Origin of the sequence: Streptomyces sp. NPDC093064, assembly GCF_044754605.1 — a bacterium.
Taxonomy (GTDB): Bacteria; Actinomycetota; Actinomycetes; order Streptomycetales; family Streptomycetaceae; genus Streptomyces.
This window is the reverse complement of the sequence record NZ_JBIVPK010000044.1, coordinates 1-16710: the sequence shown is the minus strand read 5'-3', so window position 1 is coordinate 16710 and position 16710 is coordinate 1. Positions and strand designations below refer to the sequence as shown.

Annotated in this window: 16 protein-coding genes; 10 read left to right on the top strand and 6 right to left on the bottom strand. The window is 74.5% G+C overall.

Features of this window, described 5'->3' with window-relative positions; translation table 11 throughout:
• Positions 1 to 82 precede the first annotated feature (82 nt).
• On the top strand, positions 83 to 613 hold the full coding sequence (locus tag ACIQFZ_RS33895) for a hypothetical protein (RefSeq protein ID WP_365419347.1): 531 nt from the start codon (positions 83 to 85) through the stop codon (positions 611 to 613).
• 596 nt (positions 614 to 1209) lie between these two features.
• On the opposite strand, the gene ACIQFZ_RS33890 is transcribed toward ACIQFZ_RS33895, so the two are convergent.
• Positions 1210 to 2808, bottom strand: coding sequence for a glycerol-3-phosphate dehydrogenase/oxidase (locus tag ACIQFZ_RS33890; protein ID WP_402693019.1), 1599 nt, complete (start codon positions 2806 to 2808; stop codon positions 1210 to 1212).
• Complete coding sequence (locus ACIQFZ_RS33885; RefSeq protein ID WP_365419341.1) at positions 2805 to 3440, bottom strand: TetR/AcrR family transcriptional regulator; 636 nt, start codon at positions 3438 to 3440, stop codon at positions 2805 to 2807. The genes ACIQFZ_RS33890 and ACIQFZ_RS33885 overlap by 4 nt, the downstream gene beginning before the upstream one ends.
• 144 nt (positions 3441 to 3584) lie before the next feature.
• Between ACIQFZ_RS33885 and ACIQFZ_RS33880 the strand changes: the two genes are divergently transcribed.
• Positions 3585 to 5180 (top strand): FAD-binding oxidoreductase, encoded by a 1596-nt coding sequence (locus tag ACIQFZ_RS33880; RefSeq protein WP_376652865.1) that lies wholly within the window; start codon positions 3585 to 3587, stop codon positions 5178 to 5180.
• Positions 5181 to 5255: 75 nt separating this feature from the next.
• Entirely contained in the window at positions 5256 to 6137 is an 882-nt protein-coding gene (locus ACIQFZ_RS33875; protein WP_383058697.1) for a YegS/Rv2252/BmrU family lipid kinase, read from the top strand.
• A gap of 56 nt (positions 6138 to 6193) precedes the next feature.
• On the opposite strand, the gene ACIQFZ_RS33870 is transcribed toward ACIQFZ_RS33875, so the two are convergent.
• Positions 6194 to 6559 (bottom strand): transglycosylase family protein, encoded by a 366-nt coding sequence (locus ACIQFZ_RS33870; RefSeq protein WP_383058698.1) that lies wholly within the window; start codon positions 6557 to 6559, stop codon positions 6194 to 6196.
• A gap of 233 nt (positions 6560 to 6792) precedes the next feature.
• Between ACIQFZ_RS33870 and ACIQFZ_RS33865 the strand changes: the two genes are divergently transcribed.
• From ACIQFZ_RS33865 to hypE, 7 genes are all read left to right on the top strand, one after another.
• Positions 6793 to 8502, top strand: a complete 1710-nt coding sequence (locus tag ACIQFZ_RS33865; RefSeq protein ID WP_402693018.1) for an enoyl-CoA hydratase-related protein — start codon at positions 6793 to 6795, stop codon at positions 8500 to 8502.
• Positions 8499 to 9101, top strand: coding sequence for a hydrogenase maturation protease (locus ACIQFZ_RS33860; RefSeq protein WP_383058700.1), 603 nt, complete (start codon positions 8499 to 8501; stop codon positions 9099 to 9101). The genes ACIQFZ_RS33865 and ACIQFZ_RS33860 overlap by 4 nt, the downstream gene beginning before the upstream one ends.
• 61 nt (positions 9102 to 9162) lie before the next feature.
• Entirely contained in the window at positions 9163 to 9936 is a 774-nt protein-coding gene (hypB, locus tag ACIQFZ_RS33855; RefSeq protein WP_365419322.1) for a hydrogenase nickel incorporation protein HypB, read from the top strand.
• On the top strand, positions 9933 to 12308 hold the full coding sequence (gene hypF, locus ACIQFZ_RS33850; protein ID WP_365419319.1) for a carbamoyltransferase HypF: 2376 nt from the start codon (positions 9933 to 9935) through the stop codon (positions 12306 to 12308). Before hypB ends, hypF begins: the two co-directional genes overlap by 4 nt.
• Positions 12309 to 12381: 73 nt before the next feature.
• Positions 12382 to 12714, top strand: a complete 333-nt coding sequence (locus tag ACIQFZ_RS33845) for a HypC/HybG/HupF family hydrogenase formation chaperone (protein ID WP_365419317.1) — start codon at positions 12382 to 12384, stop codon at positions 12712 to 12714.
• Positions 12714 to 13874, top strand: a complete 1161-nt coding sequence (gene hypD, locus ACIQFZ_RS33840; RefSeq protein ID WP_402693017.1) for a hydrogenase formation protein HypD — start codon at positions 12714 to 12716, stop codon at positions 13872 to 13874. The genes ACIQFZ_RS33845 and hypD overlap by 1 nt, the downstream gene beginning before the upstream one ends.
• Positions 13875 to 13959: 85 nt before the next feature.
• Positions 13960 to 14949, top strand: coding sequence for a hydrogenase expression/formation protein HypE (gene hypE / locus ACIQFZ_RS33835; RefSeq protein ID WP_376652876.1), 990 nt, complete (start codon positions 13960 to 13962; stop codon positions 14947 to 14949).
• Between the two features lie 70 nt (positions 14950 to 15019).
• On the opposite strand, the gene hypA is transcribed toward hypE, so the two are convergent.
• The 3 genes from hypA to ACIQFZ_RS33820 are packed head-to-tail and all read right to left on the bottom strand — an operon-like array spanning position 15020 to position 16616.
• The gene (gene hypA / locus ACIQFZ_RS33830; protein ID WP_365419312.1) at positions 15020 to 15379 is read right to left on the bottom strand and encodes a hydrogenase maturation nickel metallochaperone HypA; all 360 of its coding nucleotides are present in this window, start codon (positions 15377 to 15379) and stop codon (positions 15020 to 15022) included.
• A 47-nt stretch (positions 15380 to 15426) separates the two neighbouring features.
• Complete coding sequence (locus ACIQFZ_RS33825; RefSeq protein ID WP_402693016.1) at positions 15427 to 16023, bottom strand: DUF5947 family protein; 597 nt, start codon at positions 16021 to 16023, stop codon at positions 15427 to 15429.
• Positions 16020 to 16616, bottom strand: coding sequence for a NifU family protein (locus ACIQFZ_RS33820; RefSeq protein WP_365419306.1), 597 nt, complete (start codon positions 16614 to 16616; stop codon positions 16020 to 16022). The genes ACIQFZ_RS33825 and ACIQFZ_RS33820 overlap by 4 nt, the downstream gene beginning before the upstream one ends.
• Between the last annotated feature and the right edge of the window lie 94 nt (positions 16617 to 16710).

Genomic DNA, 16710 nt, shown 5'->3' with positions numbered 1-16710 from the left:
TGGGTCATACTGCTCGGCCCGGGGCGCGGACTACCGTTTCACGCAGTCCTTTTTGTCCGTGAACGGCTCGAACGGCCCGGCAGTGCACGAAGATCTCTCTCCGCTCATCGCGGCGACCACCCACTGGCTGACCAGCGCGTACCCGGCGTCCGGCGGCGCGTTGGCCTCCGCCCTGTGCGAGGTGCAGGCACGCCAGGCGGTGACGGTCGCGGCGCGGCTGCGCTACCCGACGCCGATGGACGCCGCGCTGGTGATGATGGCCGGCCCCGGAGGCTCGGCCCGACTGGACTGGATCGCCGGCGCGGACGGCGTCGACACCGACGACCCGGACGCGTACGCCTGGCGCACCTGGGTGGACGAGGTCGTGCTGAGCTGGGCCGCCTGCCTGCTCATCGACCCCGAACTGGCCGGGCGCGCGGTGGACGCGCTCACCGAGACGACCGAACCGGCGTCCACGCCCCCGGAGTTCCGCCGCCTGGTCGCCCCCGACGACGGCGACCGGCGGGCAGCGGCCCTGCTCCGTCACCCCGACCTCCTCGCCCCGGTCTCCACTCTCCACCACCCCCAACTCCTCGCCCGCCTCGAAGAACAGGGCGAAGCCTTCGCCGCCTGAGCCGACACGGCCCCAGCACCGACCCGCGGGATCCGACCCCGCCGCCACACCCCTGACGCCAACCGACGCGGCCCCTGGCAGGGAAGCGCGTCCCTGGCAGTGACCTGCCCACGCGCCAACGAACGCGCCGGGCGCGGACGGGCGCGGTCCTGATGGCGAAGGCCTCGCTGACGCCGACGAGCCGGCCTCTGGCGCCAACTCGTCCCGTTCGGGCGGCGACTGGCGCCGTCCTGGTGCCGACCTGTCGGTGCGGGCATCGGCGGGTGTGGCCCTGGCGCTCATGGGCGTGGCTCTGGCATCGAAGGGCGTCGCTGGCGCTGACTTACGTGGCTCTGCGCCGACCGGTGTGCCGCTCACGTCGGTGGGCGTGGCTCTGGTGTGGACGCGGGCCAGCCAGCGGCTCTGCGCTCATTGGGTAGGGGCGGGATGCCTGGCCGGCCACCGGGCCGGTGCTCCACGCCGCCCCCCGACATCGTGTGTCCCGCCCGCTCAGGACCCGGCTCCACTCACCGGCGCCAGTCCCGGCCGACGGGCCGAGCACCCCGACTCCGAGGGTGACGCGGCCCGTTCACCGGGCGTCCCGCGTCGAGCGCGGTTCATCGGGAGCCCAGTGTCTCGCCCAGCACCTCGCGTGCGGCCTCCAGGGCTGTCGTACGGTCGGACGGTACGAGGCCGACTCGGGTGCGGCGGTCCAGGAGGTCGGACTCGTCGAGGGCACCTTCCTGACGTACGGCCCACAGGAGTTCGGCGCGGGTGACAGGGTGGCCCTCCAACACGGGTGCGCGCAGGCGTGGGTCCCGGGCGCCCAGGGCGTGGACGGCCGGTGCCTCCGTGCCATAGCGCCGGATCAGGCGGTGCGGGGCCCGGAGCGCGGTGAGGATCCGCGGTGACGCGGCGCCGACGAGCGGGAGCGCGGCCGTGAGGGAGGGGCCCGCGCCGAGTCCGTGCGCGGCGACGGCGGTGTCGACGGCGTCCTCGGCCATGCGCCGGTAGGTGGTGAGCTTGCCGCCCACCACGGTGATCACGCCGTCCGGCGAGGTGAGCACCGCGTGCCTGCGGGAGATGTCCGCTGTCCGGGGCGCCGAGGCGGACCCGGTCGCCGGCGTGGTGTCCAGCAGGGGACGCAGACCCGCGAAGGCGCCGGCCACGTCGTCGCGGCGTATGGGTACGTCGAGGGCGGAGGCCAGCACGTCGAGGAGGAAGCCGACGTCGGACTCGGGGACCTCCGGCACGTCCGGGACGCCGCCCTCGACGGGCTCGTCGGTGAGGCCGACGTAGACCCGGCCGTCGTCCTGCGGCAGGACCAGGACGAAGCGGTTGGTCTCTCCGGGGACCGGGATGTGCAGCCCGGCGGGCAGGGGACCGAGCAGGCCGGAGCGCAGCACGAGGTGGGTGCCCCGGGAGGGCCGGATCCGGATGCCGTCCACCAGGCCGCCCGCCCACACTCCGGAGGCGTTGATCACGGCGCGGGCCCGGATCTCGCCCTCCTCGCCGGTCAGTTCGTCACGTACCCGGGCTCCGGAACCGGTGAGTTCCAGGGCCCGGACCCGGGTCAGGACGCGGGCGCCGCGACCCGCCGCCGTACGGGCGAGCGCGGTCACCAGGCGGGCGTCGTCGGTGAGCCGCCCGTCCCAGGACAGCAGACCGCCGCGCAGCCCGGTGCCGCGCACGGCGGGCGCGAGGTGGCGGGTCTCCACGGTGGACAGCCTGCGCGGTACCGGCAGGGTGGCGCGGGCGGTGCGCGCCGCCAGCCGCAGCCCGTCGCCCGCACGGAAGCCGGCCCAGGCCAGGGCGGCCTGGCCGCGCGAGACCAGCGGCGTGAGGGGCAGGACGAACGGCTGGGCGCCGACCAGATGGGGAGCGGTGCGTTCCATCAGCACACCGCGTTCGACCGCGCTCTCGTGGGCGACGTCGAACTGGGCGGAGGCGAGGTAGCGCAGTCCGCCGTGGACGAGTTTCGAACTCCAGCGGGAGGTGCCGAAGGCCAGGTCGTGGGCGTCGATCGCGGCGACGCTCAGCCCGCGCGCCGCGGCGTCCAGCGCGGCCCCGGCGCCGGTCGCGCCCAGACCGACGACCAGGACGTCCACGGCCGGACCGCCGACTGTCCGGGCCAGTTCGCGGGCGCGGCGGGCGGCGGTGAGCGAGGTGCCCGGAGCCGTGTGCGCGGGGACGGCAGGGTCGTTGCCGAAGCTCATGGCGTCAGGGTCCTCTCCAGGATGGTCCGCAGTTCCGCGAGGAAGGCCTCTCCGTCCAGTTCGGGGTCGTCCTCCTCGGTCATGGTGCGCAGCGACAGCGTGAAGGACTGCACGATCAGCAGCAGGGACCGCGCCTGCCGCTCGGTGTGGCCGGCGCGCACCGACCCGTCGGCGTGGCCCTCGCGCAAGTGATCGGCGAGCAGGGAGAGCAGGGCCTCCTGGCTGGCTCCCCGGCGGTCCAGCACATAAGGGAGGAGCAGTTCGGGGTCCACGTCGACGATCTTGCGGAAGAGCGGGTGGGCGCGGAACGCCCTCACCCCCGCCACGAGCCCGTCGACGATCAGCGTGCGCGCGTTCGTTCCGGGCCTGCGTTCCGGCATCGCCCCGACGGCCACGGCGATCCACTCCCGCGTCATCAGATCGCCGACGAGGGACCGCACATCGGGCCAGCGGCGGTAGAGCGTCATCCGGGACACGCCCGCGCGGCGCGCCACGTCCGTCAGGGTCGTACGCCGGACGCCGACGGCCAGGACGCAGTCGCGCACGGCGTCGAGTACGGGATCACTGTCCGAACGATCTGAACGATCCGAGCGGTCCGGCCGGTCCGAACCGTTGTGACGAATAGGCGTCATGTGTCACAGTGTAACGCACTGCGGTCGCGTCGCGACGCACCACGGAACACGGCACTCAGAACAGCCGCCCAGAACACGGCACTCAGAACACAGCACTCGGAACAAGGCAACCCCTCCTTCGACACGACCGGTGAGGAACACCCCATGGACATGCTGTGGAGCGGCTGGGGCGACCCGGCCAGGGCCACACCGCTGCCCGAGCCGGTGACCGGACTCCTGCGCGACCTGCTCGGCGTCAAGCCCCGCGAGACCGGACCGGTCGCCCTGGAGGAGATCCGCGTCCCCGCCTCACCGCTGACCGTGGACGCGCTCCGCGCCCTGGGCGAGGCCGTGGGCGACGAGGCGCACGTCCGCACCGACGCCGAGTCCCGGATCCGCCACACCCGCGGCAAGTCCACCCCGGACCTGCTGCGCATCAGAGACGGCGACGTCACGGACGTCCCGGCGGCCGTGGTGCTCCCCGCGGACCACGACGACGTACTCGCCGTGCTGCGCGCCTGCGCCGCCCACGGCCTGGCCCTGGTCCCGTTCGGCGGCGGCACCTCCGTCGTCGGCGGTCTCGCCCCCGAGCGCCGCCGCCCCTTCGTCGCCCTGGATCTGCGCCGTATGAACCGGCTGCTCGCCCTGGACCCGGTCTCCCGCACCGCCACCCTGCAAACGGGCCTGCGCGCCCCGGACGCGGAGGCACTGCTGGCCGAACACGGCTTCACTCTCGGCCACTTCCCCCAGTCCTACGAGTGGGCCACCCTCGGCGGGTTCGCCGCCGCGCGCTCCAGCGGGCAGGCCTCGGCCGGCTACGGCCGCTTCGACGACATGGTGCTCGGCCTCACCCTCGCCACCCCCGAGGGCGCCGTCGAGGCGGGCCGCGCCCCGCGCTCGGCGGCCGGACCCGACCTGCGCCAGCTCGTCCTCGGCTCCGAGGGCGCGTTCGGTGTCATCACCTCGGTGACCGTGCGCCTGCGCCCCCTCCCGCAGACCCGCGTCCACGAGGGCTGGCGCTTCGCCTCCTTCGAGGAGGGCGCCACCGCCCTGCGCCGGCTCGCCCAGGACGGGCCGCGCCCGACCGTGCTGCGCCTGTCCGACGAGACCGAGACCCTGATCGGCCTCGCCCAGCCCGACGCCATCGGAGCCCTGGACGTCCGGCAGGGTGCGGGCTGCCAGGCGATCGCGGGCTACGAGGGCACCGCGGAGCACACCGCCCACCGCAGGCGGCGGGCCGCGGCCGTGCTGAGCGAGTGCGGCGGCACCTACCTGGGCGAGGAGCCGGGGGAGCGCTGGGCCCACGGCCGCTACTCGGCGCCCTACCTGCGCGACTCCCTGCTGGACGCGGGCGCGTTCGCCGAGACGCTGGAGACCGCCGCCTTCTGGTCCCGTATCCCCGGGCTGTACGCCTCCGTCCGCGCGGCGCTGACCGCCACGCTCACCGAGTCGGGCACCCCGCCCCTGGTGATGTGCCACATCTCGCACGTCTACGAGAACGGCGCCTCGCTGTACTTCACCGTGGTCAGCGCCCAGGGCGACGACCCGGTGGCGCACTGGGCGCCCGCCAAGCGGGCCGCGAACGAGGCCATCCTCGCCGCGGGCGGCACCATCAGCCACCATCACGGCGTGGGCACCGACCACCGCGACGGGTACGTCCGGGAGGCCGGACCGCTCGCCATCGAGGCCCTGCGGGCCGTCAAGCGCAGACTGGACCCCGACGGCCTGCTGAACCCGGGCGTTCTGCTGCCCTTCGACTGACCCCGGCTGCCCCTCGATCGACCCCGGCCCGGCACCACCCGCGACCGCCCCCTTTTCGTCCCGGAGGCCCCACCGATGCGACAGTTCACCGCCATCGTCAACCCCACCGCGGGCGGATCCGCCGGGGCCGCGGCGCTGCTGCGGGTGGCCAGGCTGCTCCGGGAGGCCGGCGCCGGAGTGGAGACGGAGTACAGCCGCAGTCTCGCCCACGCCCAGGAACTCGCCCTCCTGGCCGGGGAGCGCGACCGCGTCGTGCTCGCCGTGGGCGGCGACGGCATCGCGGGCGGCGTCGGCGGAGCCCTCAGCGGCACCGGCACCCTCCTGGGCCTGGTCCCGGCGGGCCGCGGCAACGACTTCGCCCGCGCGCTGGAACTTCCCGCCGAACCGGCGCAGTTGGCCCGGATCCTGCTCCACGGCACCCCGCGCCGCGTCGACACCATCGAGGTGGAGTCGGCCGCGCGCCCGCGCACCGTCGTCCTCGGCAGCGTGTACGCGGGCGTCGACGCGCTCGCCAACCGGCACGCGAACAACTCCCGGCTGCTGCGCGGCGCCGCCTCCTACTACGCGGGCGGGCTGCGCGCCGTGGCCACCTGGCGGGCGGCGACCTACCACGTCACCGTCGACGGCGAGGAGCACACCCACCGCGGCTACACCGTGGTGGCCGCCAACTCCGCCTACTACGGCTCCGGTCGCATGATCGCGCCCGGCGCCCGCGTCGACGACGGCCTGCTCGACGTGGTGATGATCCGCGAGGCACCGCGCCGGCTCTTCTTCGCGCTGATGAACGAGCTGAAGTCGGGCGCGCACGTGGAGCGCCCCGAGGTGCGGATCCTGCGGGGCAGACGGATCCGGTTCGCCGCCGACCGCGAGGTGCCCTACGGGGCCGACGGCGAGGTCGAGGCGGTCCTGCCCGTCACGGCCCGCGTGCTGCCGGGCGCGCTCGCCGTGCTCTGCTGACCACCTGCCGACTCAACTGGCCATCAGAGAGCGGAACTTGGGTGACCGAAGCGATGTCAGGAGCAGCCCCACGCCGACATCCCCTGGAGGACGGCCAGTCGCCCGGCCACCCTGATCTGCTGCCTGCGCGAGGCCAGGTCCGCTCGGCGCGCGTACTTCAGCCCTCCCGCGGCGATCCAGCTGGACTGGCGGAACTGGAGTCCGCCGTAGTATCCGTTGCCGGTGTTCGCCCTCCAGTTGCCGCTGGACTCACACGCGGCGATGGTGTCCCAGTCCGGACTGAGACCGACGGCCGGGAGTGCCGTCGCCTGGGGTCCGCCGGCCAGTGCCGCGGTGGTCGCCGCGACCAGCAGGGTTCCGCGCAGCGCGCGACGGCGAGGGAGCCGGCCGGGGGCCCTGTCGATATTCTGCTGACAGATCATATGCAGACTGTTACATTATGTGATCAGAAAGTAGCGAAGCGACGCGCCGGGTACCTGTCCGTCGAGTTGCTGACGGCCGGCGAGTCGGTGGCTTCGCCTTCGAGGGTCCGTGCAACGCGATCCGGATGGAGGAGGAGGCCTGACGCGGACGGCGGACGCGGTCTGAAGCAGACGGACGAACGCCCCGCCGGGGTCCTTCCCGGAGCCTCGCGAACCGGACAGCATGCCGCGTCATGGACATTCTGCTCGTCGTCAGCGCCTTCAACAGCCTGTCGCAGCGCGTCTACGCCGAACTGGCGGACCACGGCCACCACGTCGACGTCGTACTCGCCACACCGGGCTCCGACGCCGTCCGCGCCGCCGTCGCCGAGACGAACCCGGAACTCGTCATCGCGCCGATGCTCAAGACCGCGCTGCCCGAGGACGTGTGGCGGGAGCACACCTGCCTCATCGTGCACCCCGGCCCACCGGGCGACCGAGGCCCCTCCGCGCTGGACTGGGCGATCGCCGACCAGGCGCCCGACTGGGGCGTGACGGTCCTTCAGGCCGAGGCGGCGATGGACGCCGGCGACATCTGGGCGGCCATGCCGTTCCCGACGGCGCCGGTCGGCAAGAGCGACCTGTACCGCAACGAGGTCTCCGACGCCGCCGTGGCCGCCGTACTGCTGGCCGTACGGCGCTACGCCGAGGGCTCCTTCAAACCGCTGCCGCAGAGCGACCCCGCCACCCGCGTCGTCTGGCGCGGCTTCCTGCGCCAGGAGCGGCGCCGCGTCGACTGGGAGAACGACAGCACCGCGACCGTGCTGAACAAGCTGAGAGGCGCCGACTCGCAGCCCGGAGTCCTCGACGAACTCCTCGGCCGTGAACTGTTCCTGCACGGCGGCCACCCGGAGGACCAACTGCGCGGCCGCCCCGGAGAACTGCTCGCCACACGGGCGGGAGCGGTGTGCCGCGCCACCCGGGACGGCGCCGTGTGGATCCCGGAACTCAGGCCGCGCAAGAACTCCGGCGACCCGGCCCCCTTCAAACGCCCGGCCGCCTCGGTCCTCGGCCCGACCGTTCTCCCGGAGGCGGCCGTACCGCTCGAACTGCCCGCGGGGCGGCGCACCTGGACCGACATCCGCTACCGGCAGCGCGGCGACGTCGGCTTCGTCGCCTTCTCCTTCCCCGGCGGCGCGATGAGCAGCGGCCACTGCCGCAGGCTGCTCGCCGCCTACCGCCACGCCCTCACCCGCTCCACCCCGGTACTCGTCCTCGGCGGCGCCCGCGACTTCTTCTCCAACGGCATCCACCTGAACGTCATCGAGGCGTCCGACGACCCGGCCGCCGAGTCGTGGGCCAACCTCAACGCCATGGACGACCTGGTCGAGGCGGTGCTGCACACCACCGACCGGCTGGTCGTCGCCGCGCTCGGCGGCAACGCCGCCGCGGGCGGCGTCATGCTCGCCCTCGCCGCCGACGAGGTGTGGTGCCGCACCGGCGCCGTACTCAACCCGCACTACCGCAGGATGGGCCTGTACGGCTCGGAGTTCTGGACGTACACCCTGCCGCGCCGGACCGGAACCGGGACGGCCGAGCGGCTGACCACCGAGGCTCTGCCGGTGAGCGCCGCCACCGCGCACGGCCTCGGCCTGGTGGACCGTCTCGTGTCCGTTCCCGCGGGGGAGTTCACCGCCGAGGTCGACCGCATGGCGGCCGGGCTCGCGGACGCACCCGACCTCGGCCGGCGGATCGACGCCAAGGCGGCGGTCCGCGCACGCGACGAGGCGCTACGGCCGCTCGCGGACCACCGGCGCGCCGAACTCGCCCGGATGCGCGACATCTTCTTCGACCCCGCCGCCCCCTACCACGCGCTGCGCTCGGCGTTCGTCCGCAAGCTCCCCGGCGCCTGCGCCCGCCCCCTGTCCGCGGCCGGCGCCCCGGCCACCGGAGGCACCCGATGACGCCGCCGCCCGGCACCCGGCTCCTGGTCGCCGGCGTCGGCAACATCTTCCTCGCCGACGACGCCTTCGGCCCCGAGGTGATCCAGGCCCTCGGCTCCCGCCCGCTGCCGGCCGGAGTCCGGGTGCGGGACTTCGGCATCCGCGGCCTGGACCTCGCCTACGAACTGCTGGACGACTACGACACGGCCGTCCTGGTCGACGCGGCGCCGCGTGGCCACCGGCCCGGCACCCTGTCCTTGATCGAGGCGGGACCCCCCGACGCGGAGGCCGGCGCCGCGGCCCCGCCGGAGGCCCACGGCATGGACCCGGCCAAGGTTCTCGCCCTGGCCGCGCACCTGGGCGACGGTCCGCTCCCGCGCGTCCTCGTACTCGCCTGCGAGCCCAAGGTGCGGCCACGCGGCGACGAGGACATCATGGCCGGGCTCAGCGACCCGGTGCGCAAGGCCGTCGCCCCGGCCGTCGAGGCCCTGCATGCCATGGTCCCGGTGCTGCTCGCCGACCCCGCGGCCACCCCGCCGTTGGTCCGCACGGAGGAATCCGCCCCCGGGCACACGGCTGCGCTCCCGCACCTCGCCACCGAAACGGCCGAAGATCGGTGAGGGGCCCCGCAACCCTCCACCCATCCTCCCCGCCCCCGAGCCGACCCCGAGGAGCAGCGCCATGTGCCGGTCCGTCGACGTCAAGCAGGCCGTCCTCGCCAAGAACGACGACCTCGCCGCCACCCTGCGCGGCGACCTGGCCCGGCAGGGCGTGGCCGTCGTCAACCTGCTGTCCAGCCCCGGCAGCGGCAAGACCGAACTCCTCGGCCGGGTGCTGGCCCGCGCCGTCGAACGGGACGTCCCGGTGGCCGCGCTGACCGCGGACCTGGCGACCGAGAACGACGCCCGCCGGCTGGCCCGCTCCGGCGCCCCGGTGCAGCAGGTGCTCACCGACGGACTCTGCCACCTGGAGGCCCGCCAGGTCCGCACCCGGCTGGAGGGCTGGCTGCCCGAGGGCACGGCGGTGCTGTTCGTGGAGAACGTCGGCAACCTCGTCTGCCCCGCGTCGTACGACCTCGGCGAGACCCTGCGGATCGTGCTGATGGCGGTGACCGAGGGCGAGGACAAGCCGCTGAAGTACCCCACCGCGTTCGGCTCCGCCCACCTGATCGTGGTCACCAAGACCGACCTGGCCGAGGCCGCCGGCTTCGACGAGACCGCCTTCCGCACCCATGTGCAGCGGGTCAACCCAGGGGTCGAGATCGTACGGACCTGCGCGCGCACCGGCGACGGCGTCGACACCGTCCTGGACCGGGTGCTGGTCGCCCGCGACGGCGCCCCGCTGCACCGGCCGCCGCTCACCCCGCGGCCCCACGTCCACGAGCACGCCGCCGACGGGGAACAGGCCCACGACCACCACACGCAACCGCACCCGGCGACCACCCCCGCCTCATGACCGCACCCGTCACCGGCCCGGTGCGCCGTCGGCTCACCGTGCGCGGCACCGTGCAGGGCGTGGGCTTTCGGCCCTTCGCGCATCGCCTCGCCGCCGACCTGGCGCTGGCCGGCTTTGTGAGCAACACCGCCGCCGGCGTGCTGATCGAGATCGAGGGCCCACCGGACGACGTGACCCGGTTCTGCGACCGGCTGGCCCGGCAACCGCCCCCGCTGGCCGCCGTCACCGGCATCGGCCTGGAGGACCTTCCCGCCACCGGTGCCACCGGCCCGTTCGCCATCCGCGCCAGCGAACACGCCCCGGGACGCACACAACTCCCGCCCGACACCGCGACCTGCGCCGACTGCCTGCGCGAACTGGCCGATCCGGGCGACCGCCGCCACCGGCACCCGTTCATCACCTGCACCCACTGCGGCCCCCGCTTCACCATCGCCACCGCCATGCCGTACGACCGCGCGGTCACGACCATGGCCGGCTTCCCGATGTGCCCCGCCTGCGCCCGGGAGTACACCGACCCCGCGGACCGGCGCTTCCACGCCCAGCCCGTGGCCTGCCCCGACTGCGGCCCCCGACTGCGCCTGGTCCCCGCAGCGGACAGCGGGCTCCGCCCGGCCCGGGACACGGACGCCCTGGCGGCGGCCCGGGCCCTGCTCACCGCCGGACGGATCGTCGCCGTCAAGGGCGTCGGCGGCTACCACCTGGCCTGCGACGCCACCGACACCCGTGCCGTTGCCACCCTCAGGGCACGCAAGGAACGCGGCGGCAAGGCGTTCGCCGTGATGTGCGCCGACCTCGCCGCCGTCGAGCGGATCGCCGACCCGGCCGACCGCGAACGGGCCACGCTCAGCGGCCCGACGCGGCCCATCGTCCTGCTGCGCCGGCGCGCACGCCCGGACGGGCTCCGCCTGTCCGACGAGGTGTGCCCCGGCAGCCCCCATGTCGGCGTGATGCTGCCCTACACCCCCGTGCACACCCTGCTGTTCGGGCTGCCCGGCGATCCCCCCGGCCCCCGCGTGCTGGTGATGACCAGCGGCAACCGCTCCGGCGAACCGATCGTCACCGACGACGAGGAGGCGCTGACCCGGCTCGCCGGGCTGGCCGACGCCTGGCTCGCCCACGACCGGCCCATCGCCTCCCCCTGCGACGACTCCCTGCTGCGGGTACGTCCCGACGGCACCGAACAGGTGCTGCGCCGCTCCCGCGGCTACACGCCCCGCCCGCTGCGCCTGCCGCTCGCGGTGCGTCCCGCGCTCGCCGTGGGCGGCGACCTGAAGAACGTCCCGTGCGTCGGCGACGGCGAGCAAGCCTGGTTCGGGCCGCACATCGGCGACATGGCGGACCTCGCCACCCAGGAGGCCGCCCGGCGGGCGGAACGGCACCTGCTGCGCCTGACCGGGGTGACCCCCGTCCTGGTCGCCGCCGACCGCCACCCCGGCTACCACTCGGCCCGCTGGGCACGCCGCCGCGCGACCGAACTCCTGGAGCCGGAGCCCGTACTGGTCCAGCACCACCACGCGCACATCGCCTCGGCGATGGCGGAGCACGGCCTCGACGGCACCACGCCCGTCATCGGCGTCGCCTTCGACGGCACCGGATACGGCGACGACGGCACCGTCTGGGGCGGCGAGTTCCTGCTCGCCGACTACACCGGCCACCGCCGCTTCGCCCGGCTGACCCCCGCCCCGCTGCCCGGCGGCGACGCGGGCGTGGCCAACCCCTGCCGGCTCGCCCTGGCCCGGCTGTGGGCCGCGGGACTGCCCTGGGACCCCCGTCTGCCCAGCGTCGCCGCCTGCACACCCGACGAACGGTCGCTGCTCCGGCGGCAGTTGGAGCGCGACCTGGCCTGCGTGCCGACCTCCAGCACGGGCCGGCTCTTCGACGCCGTGTCCTCCCTCGCGGGCGTGTGCCACCGCGCGGGGTACGAGGCGCAGGCCGCGCTGGAGCTGGAGGCGGCCGCGACCCTGGCCCGGGACGCCGACGGCGCGGCGTACCCCTTCGCCATCACCGACGGACCCGGCCCCCTCGGCTGCGACCCGGCGCCCATGCTCCGGGCGCTCCTCGACGACCAGCGGCGCGGCACCCCGCCACCGGTCCTCGCGGCCCGCTTCCACCGGGGCCTCGCGCGGGCCGTCGCGGAGATCTGCCACCGCGCCCGCGCGGCCACCGGCCTGACCACCGCCGTCCTCAGCGGTGGTGTCTTCGCCAACGGCTTGCTGGAGGACGAGTGCGCCGCGCTGCTCACCGCGGACGGCTTCACCGTTCTGCGCCACGGCGAAGTTCCCCCGAACGACGGCGGACTGGCCCTCGGACAGCTCGTGGTCGCGGCACACGAGCGGCATCAGCGGCGGCGTCCGGAGGCCGCCGCCATGTGAGCCGACCGGGCCGGGATCCGCGCGAGGGCCGCGGGGCCGGCGGACGACAGACAGCGACGAGACGGAGTGACCCATGTGTTTGGCAGTGCCCGGCAGAGTCGTGGCCATCGACCACCGCGCCGACCCGCTCACCGGTCTGATCGACTTCGGTGGGGTGCAGAAACAGGCGTGTCTGGAATACCTGCCCGATGTGCGGGTGGGGGAGTACGTGATCGTCCACGTCGGGTTCGCCCTCCAGCGCCTGGACGAGGAGTCGGCCCGCGCGTCTCTGGAGCTGTTCGAGCAACTGGGGCTGCTGGAAGAGGAGTTCGGTGACGCCTGGGTACAGGCGGCCGAGCAGGCCGGCGACCCGGCCCCGCACGCCCCCGGGGCCGAGGAACGCGAGAAGAGCGGGAGTGAGGCCTGATGAAGTACATCGACGAGTTCAACGACCCCGGTCTGGCCCGGCGGCTGCTGGACGAGATCCGCGCCACGGTCACCCGGCCGTGGGCGCTGATGGAGGTCTGCGGCGGCCAGACCCACTCGATCATCCGGCACGGCATCGACCAACTGCTGCCCGAGGAGGTCGAGCTGATCCACGGCCCCGGCTGCCCGGTGTGCGTGACCCCCCTCGAAGTCATCGACAAGGCACTGGCGATCGCCGCGCGCCCCGACGTGACCTTCTGCTCGTTCGGCGACATGCTGCGGGTGCCGGGCACCGACCGGGACCTGTTCCGGGTCAAGGGCGAGGGCGGGGACGTACGGGTGGTGTACTCGCCGCTGGACGCCCTCCGGCTCGCCCGGCAGCGCCCGGACCGGCAGGTGGTGTTCTTCGCCATCGGCTTCGAGACGACCGCTCCCGCCAACGCCATGGCCGTGCACCAGGCCCGCCGCCTGGGCCTGGACAACTTCAGCCTGCTGGTCTCGCACGTCCGGGTGCCGCCGGCCATCGAGGCGATCATGACGGCCCCGGCCTGCCGGGTGCAGGGCTTCCTCGCCGCCGGGCACGTGTGCAGCGTCATGGGCACCGCCGAGTACCCGGACCTGGCCGAGCGGCACCGGGTGCCGATCGTGGTGACCGGGTTCGAACCGCTGGACATCCTCGAAGGCATCCGCCGGGCCGTGCACCAACTCGAGCGCGGCGAGCACCGGGTGGAAAACGCCTACCCGCGCGCCGTGCGCGAGGCAGGCAATCCGGCCGCCCTGAGCATGCTCCAGGAGGTCTTCGAGGTGGCCGACCGGTCCTGGCGCGGCATCGGACGCATCCCCGCAAGCGGCTGGCGGCTGTCCGACGCCTACCGCGCCTACGACGCCGAGCACCGCTTCGACGTCGCGGACATCCGCACCGAGGAACCCGCCGTGTGCCGCGCGGGCGAGGTCCTCCAGGGCCTGATCAAGCCCACCGAGTGCTCCGCGTTCGGCACCGCCTGCACCCCGCGCACCCCGCTCGGCGCCACCATGGTCTCCAGCGAGGGCGCCTGCGCCGCCTACTACCTGTACCGCCGGATGACCGGACAGGCCTCGCCGGGCGCTCCGGCGCCACAGGGCTCCCGCATCCCGCAGGAGGAGATGAACCCCGTTGGCTGAACTGGCTTCCGCGGCGGCCGACGCCCCCGTCGACCCGGCGAACTGGACCTGCCCCGCCCCCCTGCGCGACCAGCCGGTCGTGGTGATGGGCCACGGCGGAGGCGGCGCGCTGTCCGCCGAACTGATCCGGGACGTCTTCGCCCCGGCCTACGGCAACCCCGTCCTCGCCGCCATGGGCGACTCCGCCGTGCTCCACCTCGGCGGCACCCGTCTGGCGTTCTCCACCGACTCCTACGTCGTCAGGCCGCTGTTCTTCCCGGGTGGCAGCCTCGGCGACCTGGCGGTGAACGGCACCGTCAACGACCTGGCGATGAGCGGCGCCCGGCCCGCCTACCTCTCCGCTGCCTTCGTGCTGGAGGAGGGCGTGGAGCTGACCGTGGTCGACCGGATCGCGCGCGCCATGGGCGCGGCCGCCGAAGCCGCGGGCGTCACCGTGGCCACCGGCGACACCAAGGTGGTGGAGGCCGGACACGGCGACGGCGTGTACGTGACCACCGCCGGGGTCGGTGTCGTCCCCGAGGGAGTGGACATCCGCCCGCAGCGGGCCCGGCCGGGCGACGCCGTCATCGTCAGCGGCCCGATCGGCCTGCACGGCGTGGCGATCATGAGCGTCCGGGAGGGCCTGGAGTTCGGCGTCGAGGTCGCCAGCGACACGGCGCCCCTGGGGGACCTGGTGGCCGCCATGCTGGCCGTCACCCCGGACATCCACGTGCTGCGCGACCCCACCCGGGGCGGTCTCGGCGCCTCCCTCAACGAGATCGCCCGCGCCTCCGGCACCGGGGTCCTGCTGCGCGAACGAGCCATCCCCGTCCCCGAGGCGGTCGCGAACGCCTGCGGATTCCTCGGCCTCGACCCGCTGTACGTCGCCAACGAGGGCCGGCTCGTCGCCTTCGTGCCGCCCACCGAGGCGGAGGCCGTCCTGGAGGCGATGCGCGCCCACCCGCAGGGCCGCGGAGCCGTGCTCATCGGCGAGTGCGTCGCCGACCATCCCGGCATGGTGGTCGTCGCCACCGCCCTCGGCGGCACCCGGGTCGTCGACCTGCCGCTGGGGGAGCAACTGCCGCGCATCTGCTGACTGTTGGAGTCGAGAGGCCCTGCCGGTGCATGACGTACCGGCAGGGCCTCTCGGCCGCCTGGCGGGCCCGTCAAGGCGCGGGCGACGGGGCGGGTTCGATGGCGGTGATCTCCAACTCCCGTCCGGTGCGCAGGTCCCGCGACGGACGATCGCAGTGCGGGCACCAGAAGAACGGGGGCATGCCGACCGGGAACTCCGCGTCGCACGGGACGCAGTAGGCGTGCGCGGTCACCTGCTCGACGACGAGCCGGGCCCCGGCCAGGGCGGTGCCCTCCCGGGCGACCTCGAAGGCGAAGCTCAGCGCGTCGGGTACGACCCCGGCCAGCTCGCCCACCCGTACCGTCACCACCGACACGGCGCCCGTCCCCTCGGCCCGTGCGGCCTCGTCGGCCTGCTCCACGATGGCGGTCGCGATCGACAACTCGTGCATGTCGGTCAGCTCCGATCGGCCAGTTCCGTTCGGTCAGTTCTGTGTGGTCAGCTCTGTTCGGTCAGCTCCGCGAAGAACTCCTCGACGGCGGGCCACACCCGGCCCCCGCCGGACAGGCCCCGCCACTCACGGCGGACCACGGCCAGCATCCGGAAGCAGTCGTCGACGGGCACGATCCAGTGGTGGTCCAGGCCCTGGACGGTGTTGACGAGCAGCGCCTCCACGTCGGGCTCCATGGAGGCGAGTTCGGGGAACCGGGTGGTCAACTGCCGCCAGACCGCCGCGTCCACCTCCCACCGCATGGCACCCGCCGGGCTCGGCCCCTCGGCGGTGACCGTGCCGTCGGCGCACGGCACGAAGAAGACCAGACCGACCGGCACCCCCAGCGCGGCCGTGTCGACGCGCGGAAGCCGCACCCGGCGCCGGGGGACGAGCCGGTAGTGCCCGCCGCCCGCCCCGTCCTCGGCGAAGAGCACCGAACAGGGGCCGCAGGCGCACCGCACCTCGGCCTCGGCGGTGTCGTAGAGGTGGCGATGGTCCTCGGGCACCGGCGCGGCGCACAGATCGCACGCCTCGCCCGGTGCCGCGGAGGCCCGGCCGGCCGAGGAGCGGATGAGGCGGGCCAGCGCTCCGTCCCCGGTCACCGTGGCTCCTGCGACCGTGGCGCACCTCGGCGCGCGAGCGTCTCCAGGGGGACGAACGCGGGAGCCGCCTGCCGCTCGGACACGCCGGGCACCGCCTCCACCGCCGCCAGTTCCGGAGCGGCGGCGAGCACGGCCGCACGGACGGCGCCGGTCACGTCGTCCGTGGCGCCGCCGCACCCGGAACCGCACCCGCCGCCGCCCGTGGTCACCCGCACCCGGGCCACCTGTTCCTCCAGGCCCATCCACTCGACGTCGCCGCCGCGCTCCCGTACGGCCGGGCGCAGCCGTTCGACGGCGCGCGCCGCCCGGCGCTCGGCCGGCTCGGGGTGGATCTCGTGCAGGACCAGCAGGTGCCCCACCAGCTCGTCCTCGGCCAGACGCGCCGTCAGTTCACCGTCCGCACGGTCGAGGACGCGGCCCAGCGCCTCGCCGTAGACCTCGGTCAGCAGCCGCACCGCATCCAGGGCGGACCGCACGGTCGGCCCCGGAGCGGACTCGAGCCCCGCCAGGAGTTCGTCGAGCCGGGCGAGCCGCGCCTCGACGTCCGGGTCCGCGAGCCGGCCGGACCGGGCGTCCTGCTCCGCGTCAGGCATGTTCGGCTCCGTAGGTGGGGGTGTGGGTGGTGGTGAGGGTTTTGCCGTTGCCGAGGTACATGTGGACGCCGCAGGGGAGGCAGGGGTCGAAGCT

Excerpts from the sequence above, each read along its gene's own strand:
- ACIQFZ_RS33890 (WP_402693019.1), bottom strand. The coding sequence starts at position 2,808 with ATGAGCTTCGGCAACGACCCTGCCGTCCCCGCGCACACGGCTCCGGGC.
- ACIQFZ_RS33885 (WP_365419341.1), bottom strand. The coding sequence starts at position 3,440 with ATGACGCCTATTCGTCACAACGGTTCGGACCGGCCGGACCGCTCGGAT.
- ACIQFZ_RS33880 (WP_376652865.1), top strand. The coding sequence starts at position 3,585 with ATGGACATGCTGTGGAGCGGCTGGGGCGACCCGGCCAGGGCCACACCG.
- ACIQFZ_RS33875 (WP_383058697.1), top strand. The coding sequence starts at position 5,256 with ATGCGACAGTTCACCGCCATCGTCAACCCCACCGCGGGCGGATCCGCC.
- ACIQFZ_RS33870 (WP_383058698.1), bottom strand. The coding sequence starts at position 6,559 with ATGATCTGTCAGCAGAATATCGACAGGGCCCCCGGCCGGCTCCCTCGC.
- ACIQFZ_RS33865 (WP_402693018.1), top strand. The coding sequence starts at position 6,793 with ATGGACATTCTGCTCGTCGTCAGCGCCTTCAACAGCCTGTCGCAGCGC.
- ACIQFZ_RS33860 (WP_383058700.1), top strand. The coding sequence starts at position 8,499 with ATGACGCCGCCGCCCGGCACCCGGCTCCTGGTCGCCGGCGTCGGCAAC.
- hypB (WP_365419322.1), top strand. The coding sequence starts at position 9,163 with ATGTGCCGGTCCGTCGACGTCAAGCAGGCCGTCCTCGCCAAGAACGAC.
- hypF (WP_365419319.1), top strand. The coding sequence starts at position 9,933 with ATGACCGCACCCGTCACCGGCCCGGTGCGCCGTCGGCTCACCGTGCGC.
- ACIQFZ_RS33845 (WP_365419317.1), top strand. The coding sequence starts at position 12,382 with ATGTGTTTGGCAGTGCCCGGCAGAGTCGTGGCCATCGACCACCGCGCC.
- hypD (WP_402693017.1), top strand. The coding sequence starts at position 12,714 with ATGAAGTACATCGACGAGTTCAACGACCCCGGTCTGGCCCGGCGGCTG.
- hypE (WP_376652876.1), top strand. The coding sequence starts at position 13,960 with ATGGGCCACGGCGGAGGCGGCGCGCTGTCCGCCGAACTGATCCGGGAC.
- hypA (WP_365419312.1), bottom strand. The coding sequence starts at position 15,379 with ATGCACGAGTTGTCGATCGCGACCGCCATCGTGGAGCAGGCCGACGAG.
- ACIQFZ_RS33820 (WP_365419306.1), bottom strand. The coding sequence starts at position 16,616 with ATGCCTGACGCGGAGCAGGACGCCCGGTCCGGCCGGCTCGCGGACCCG.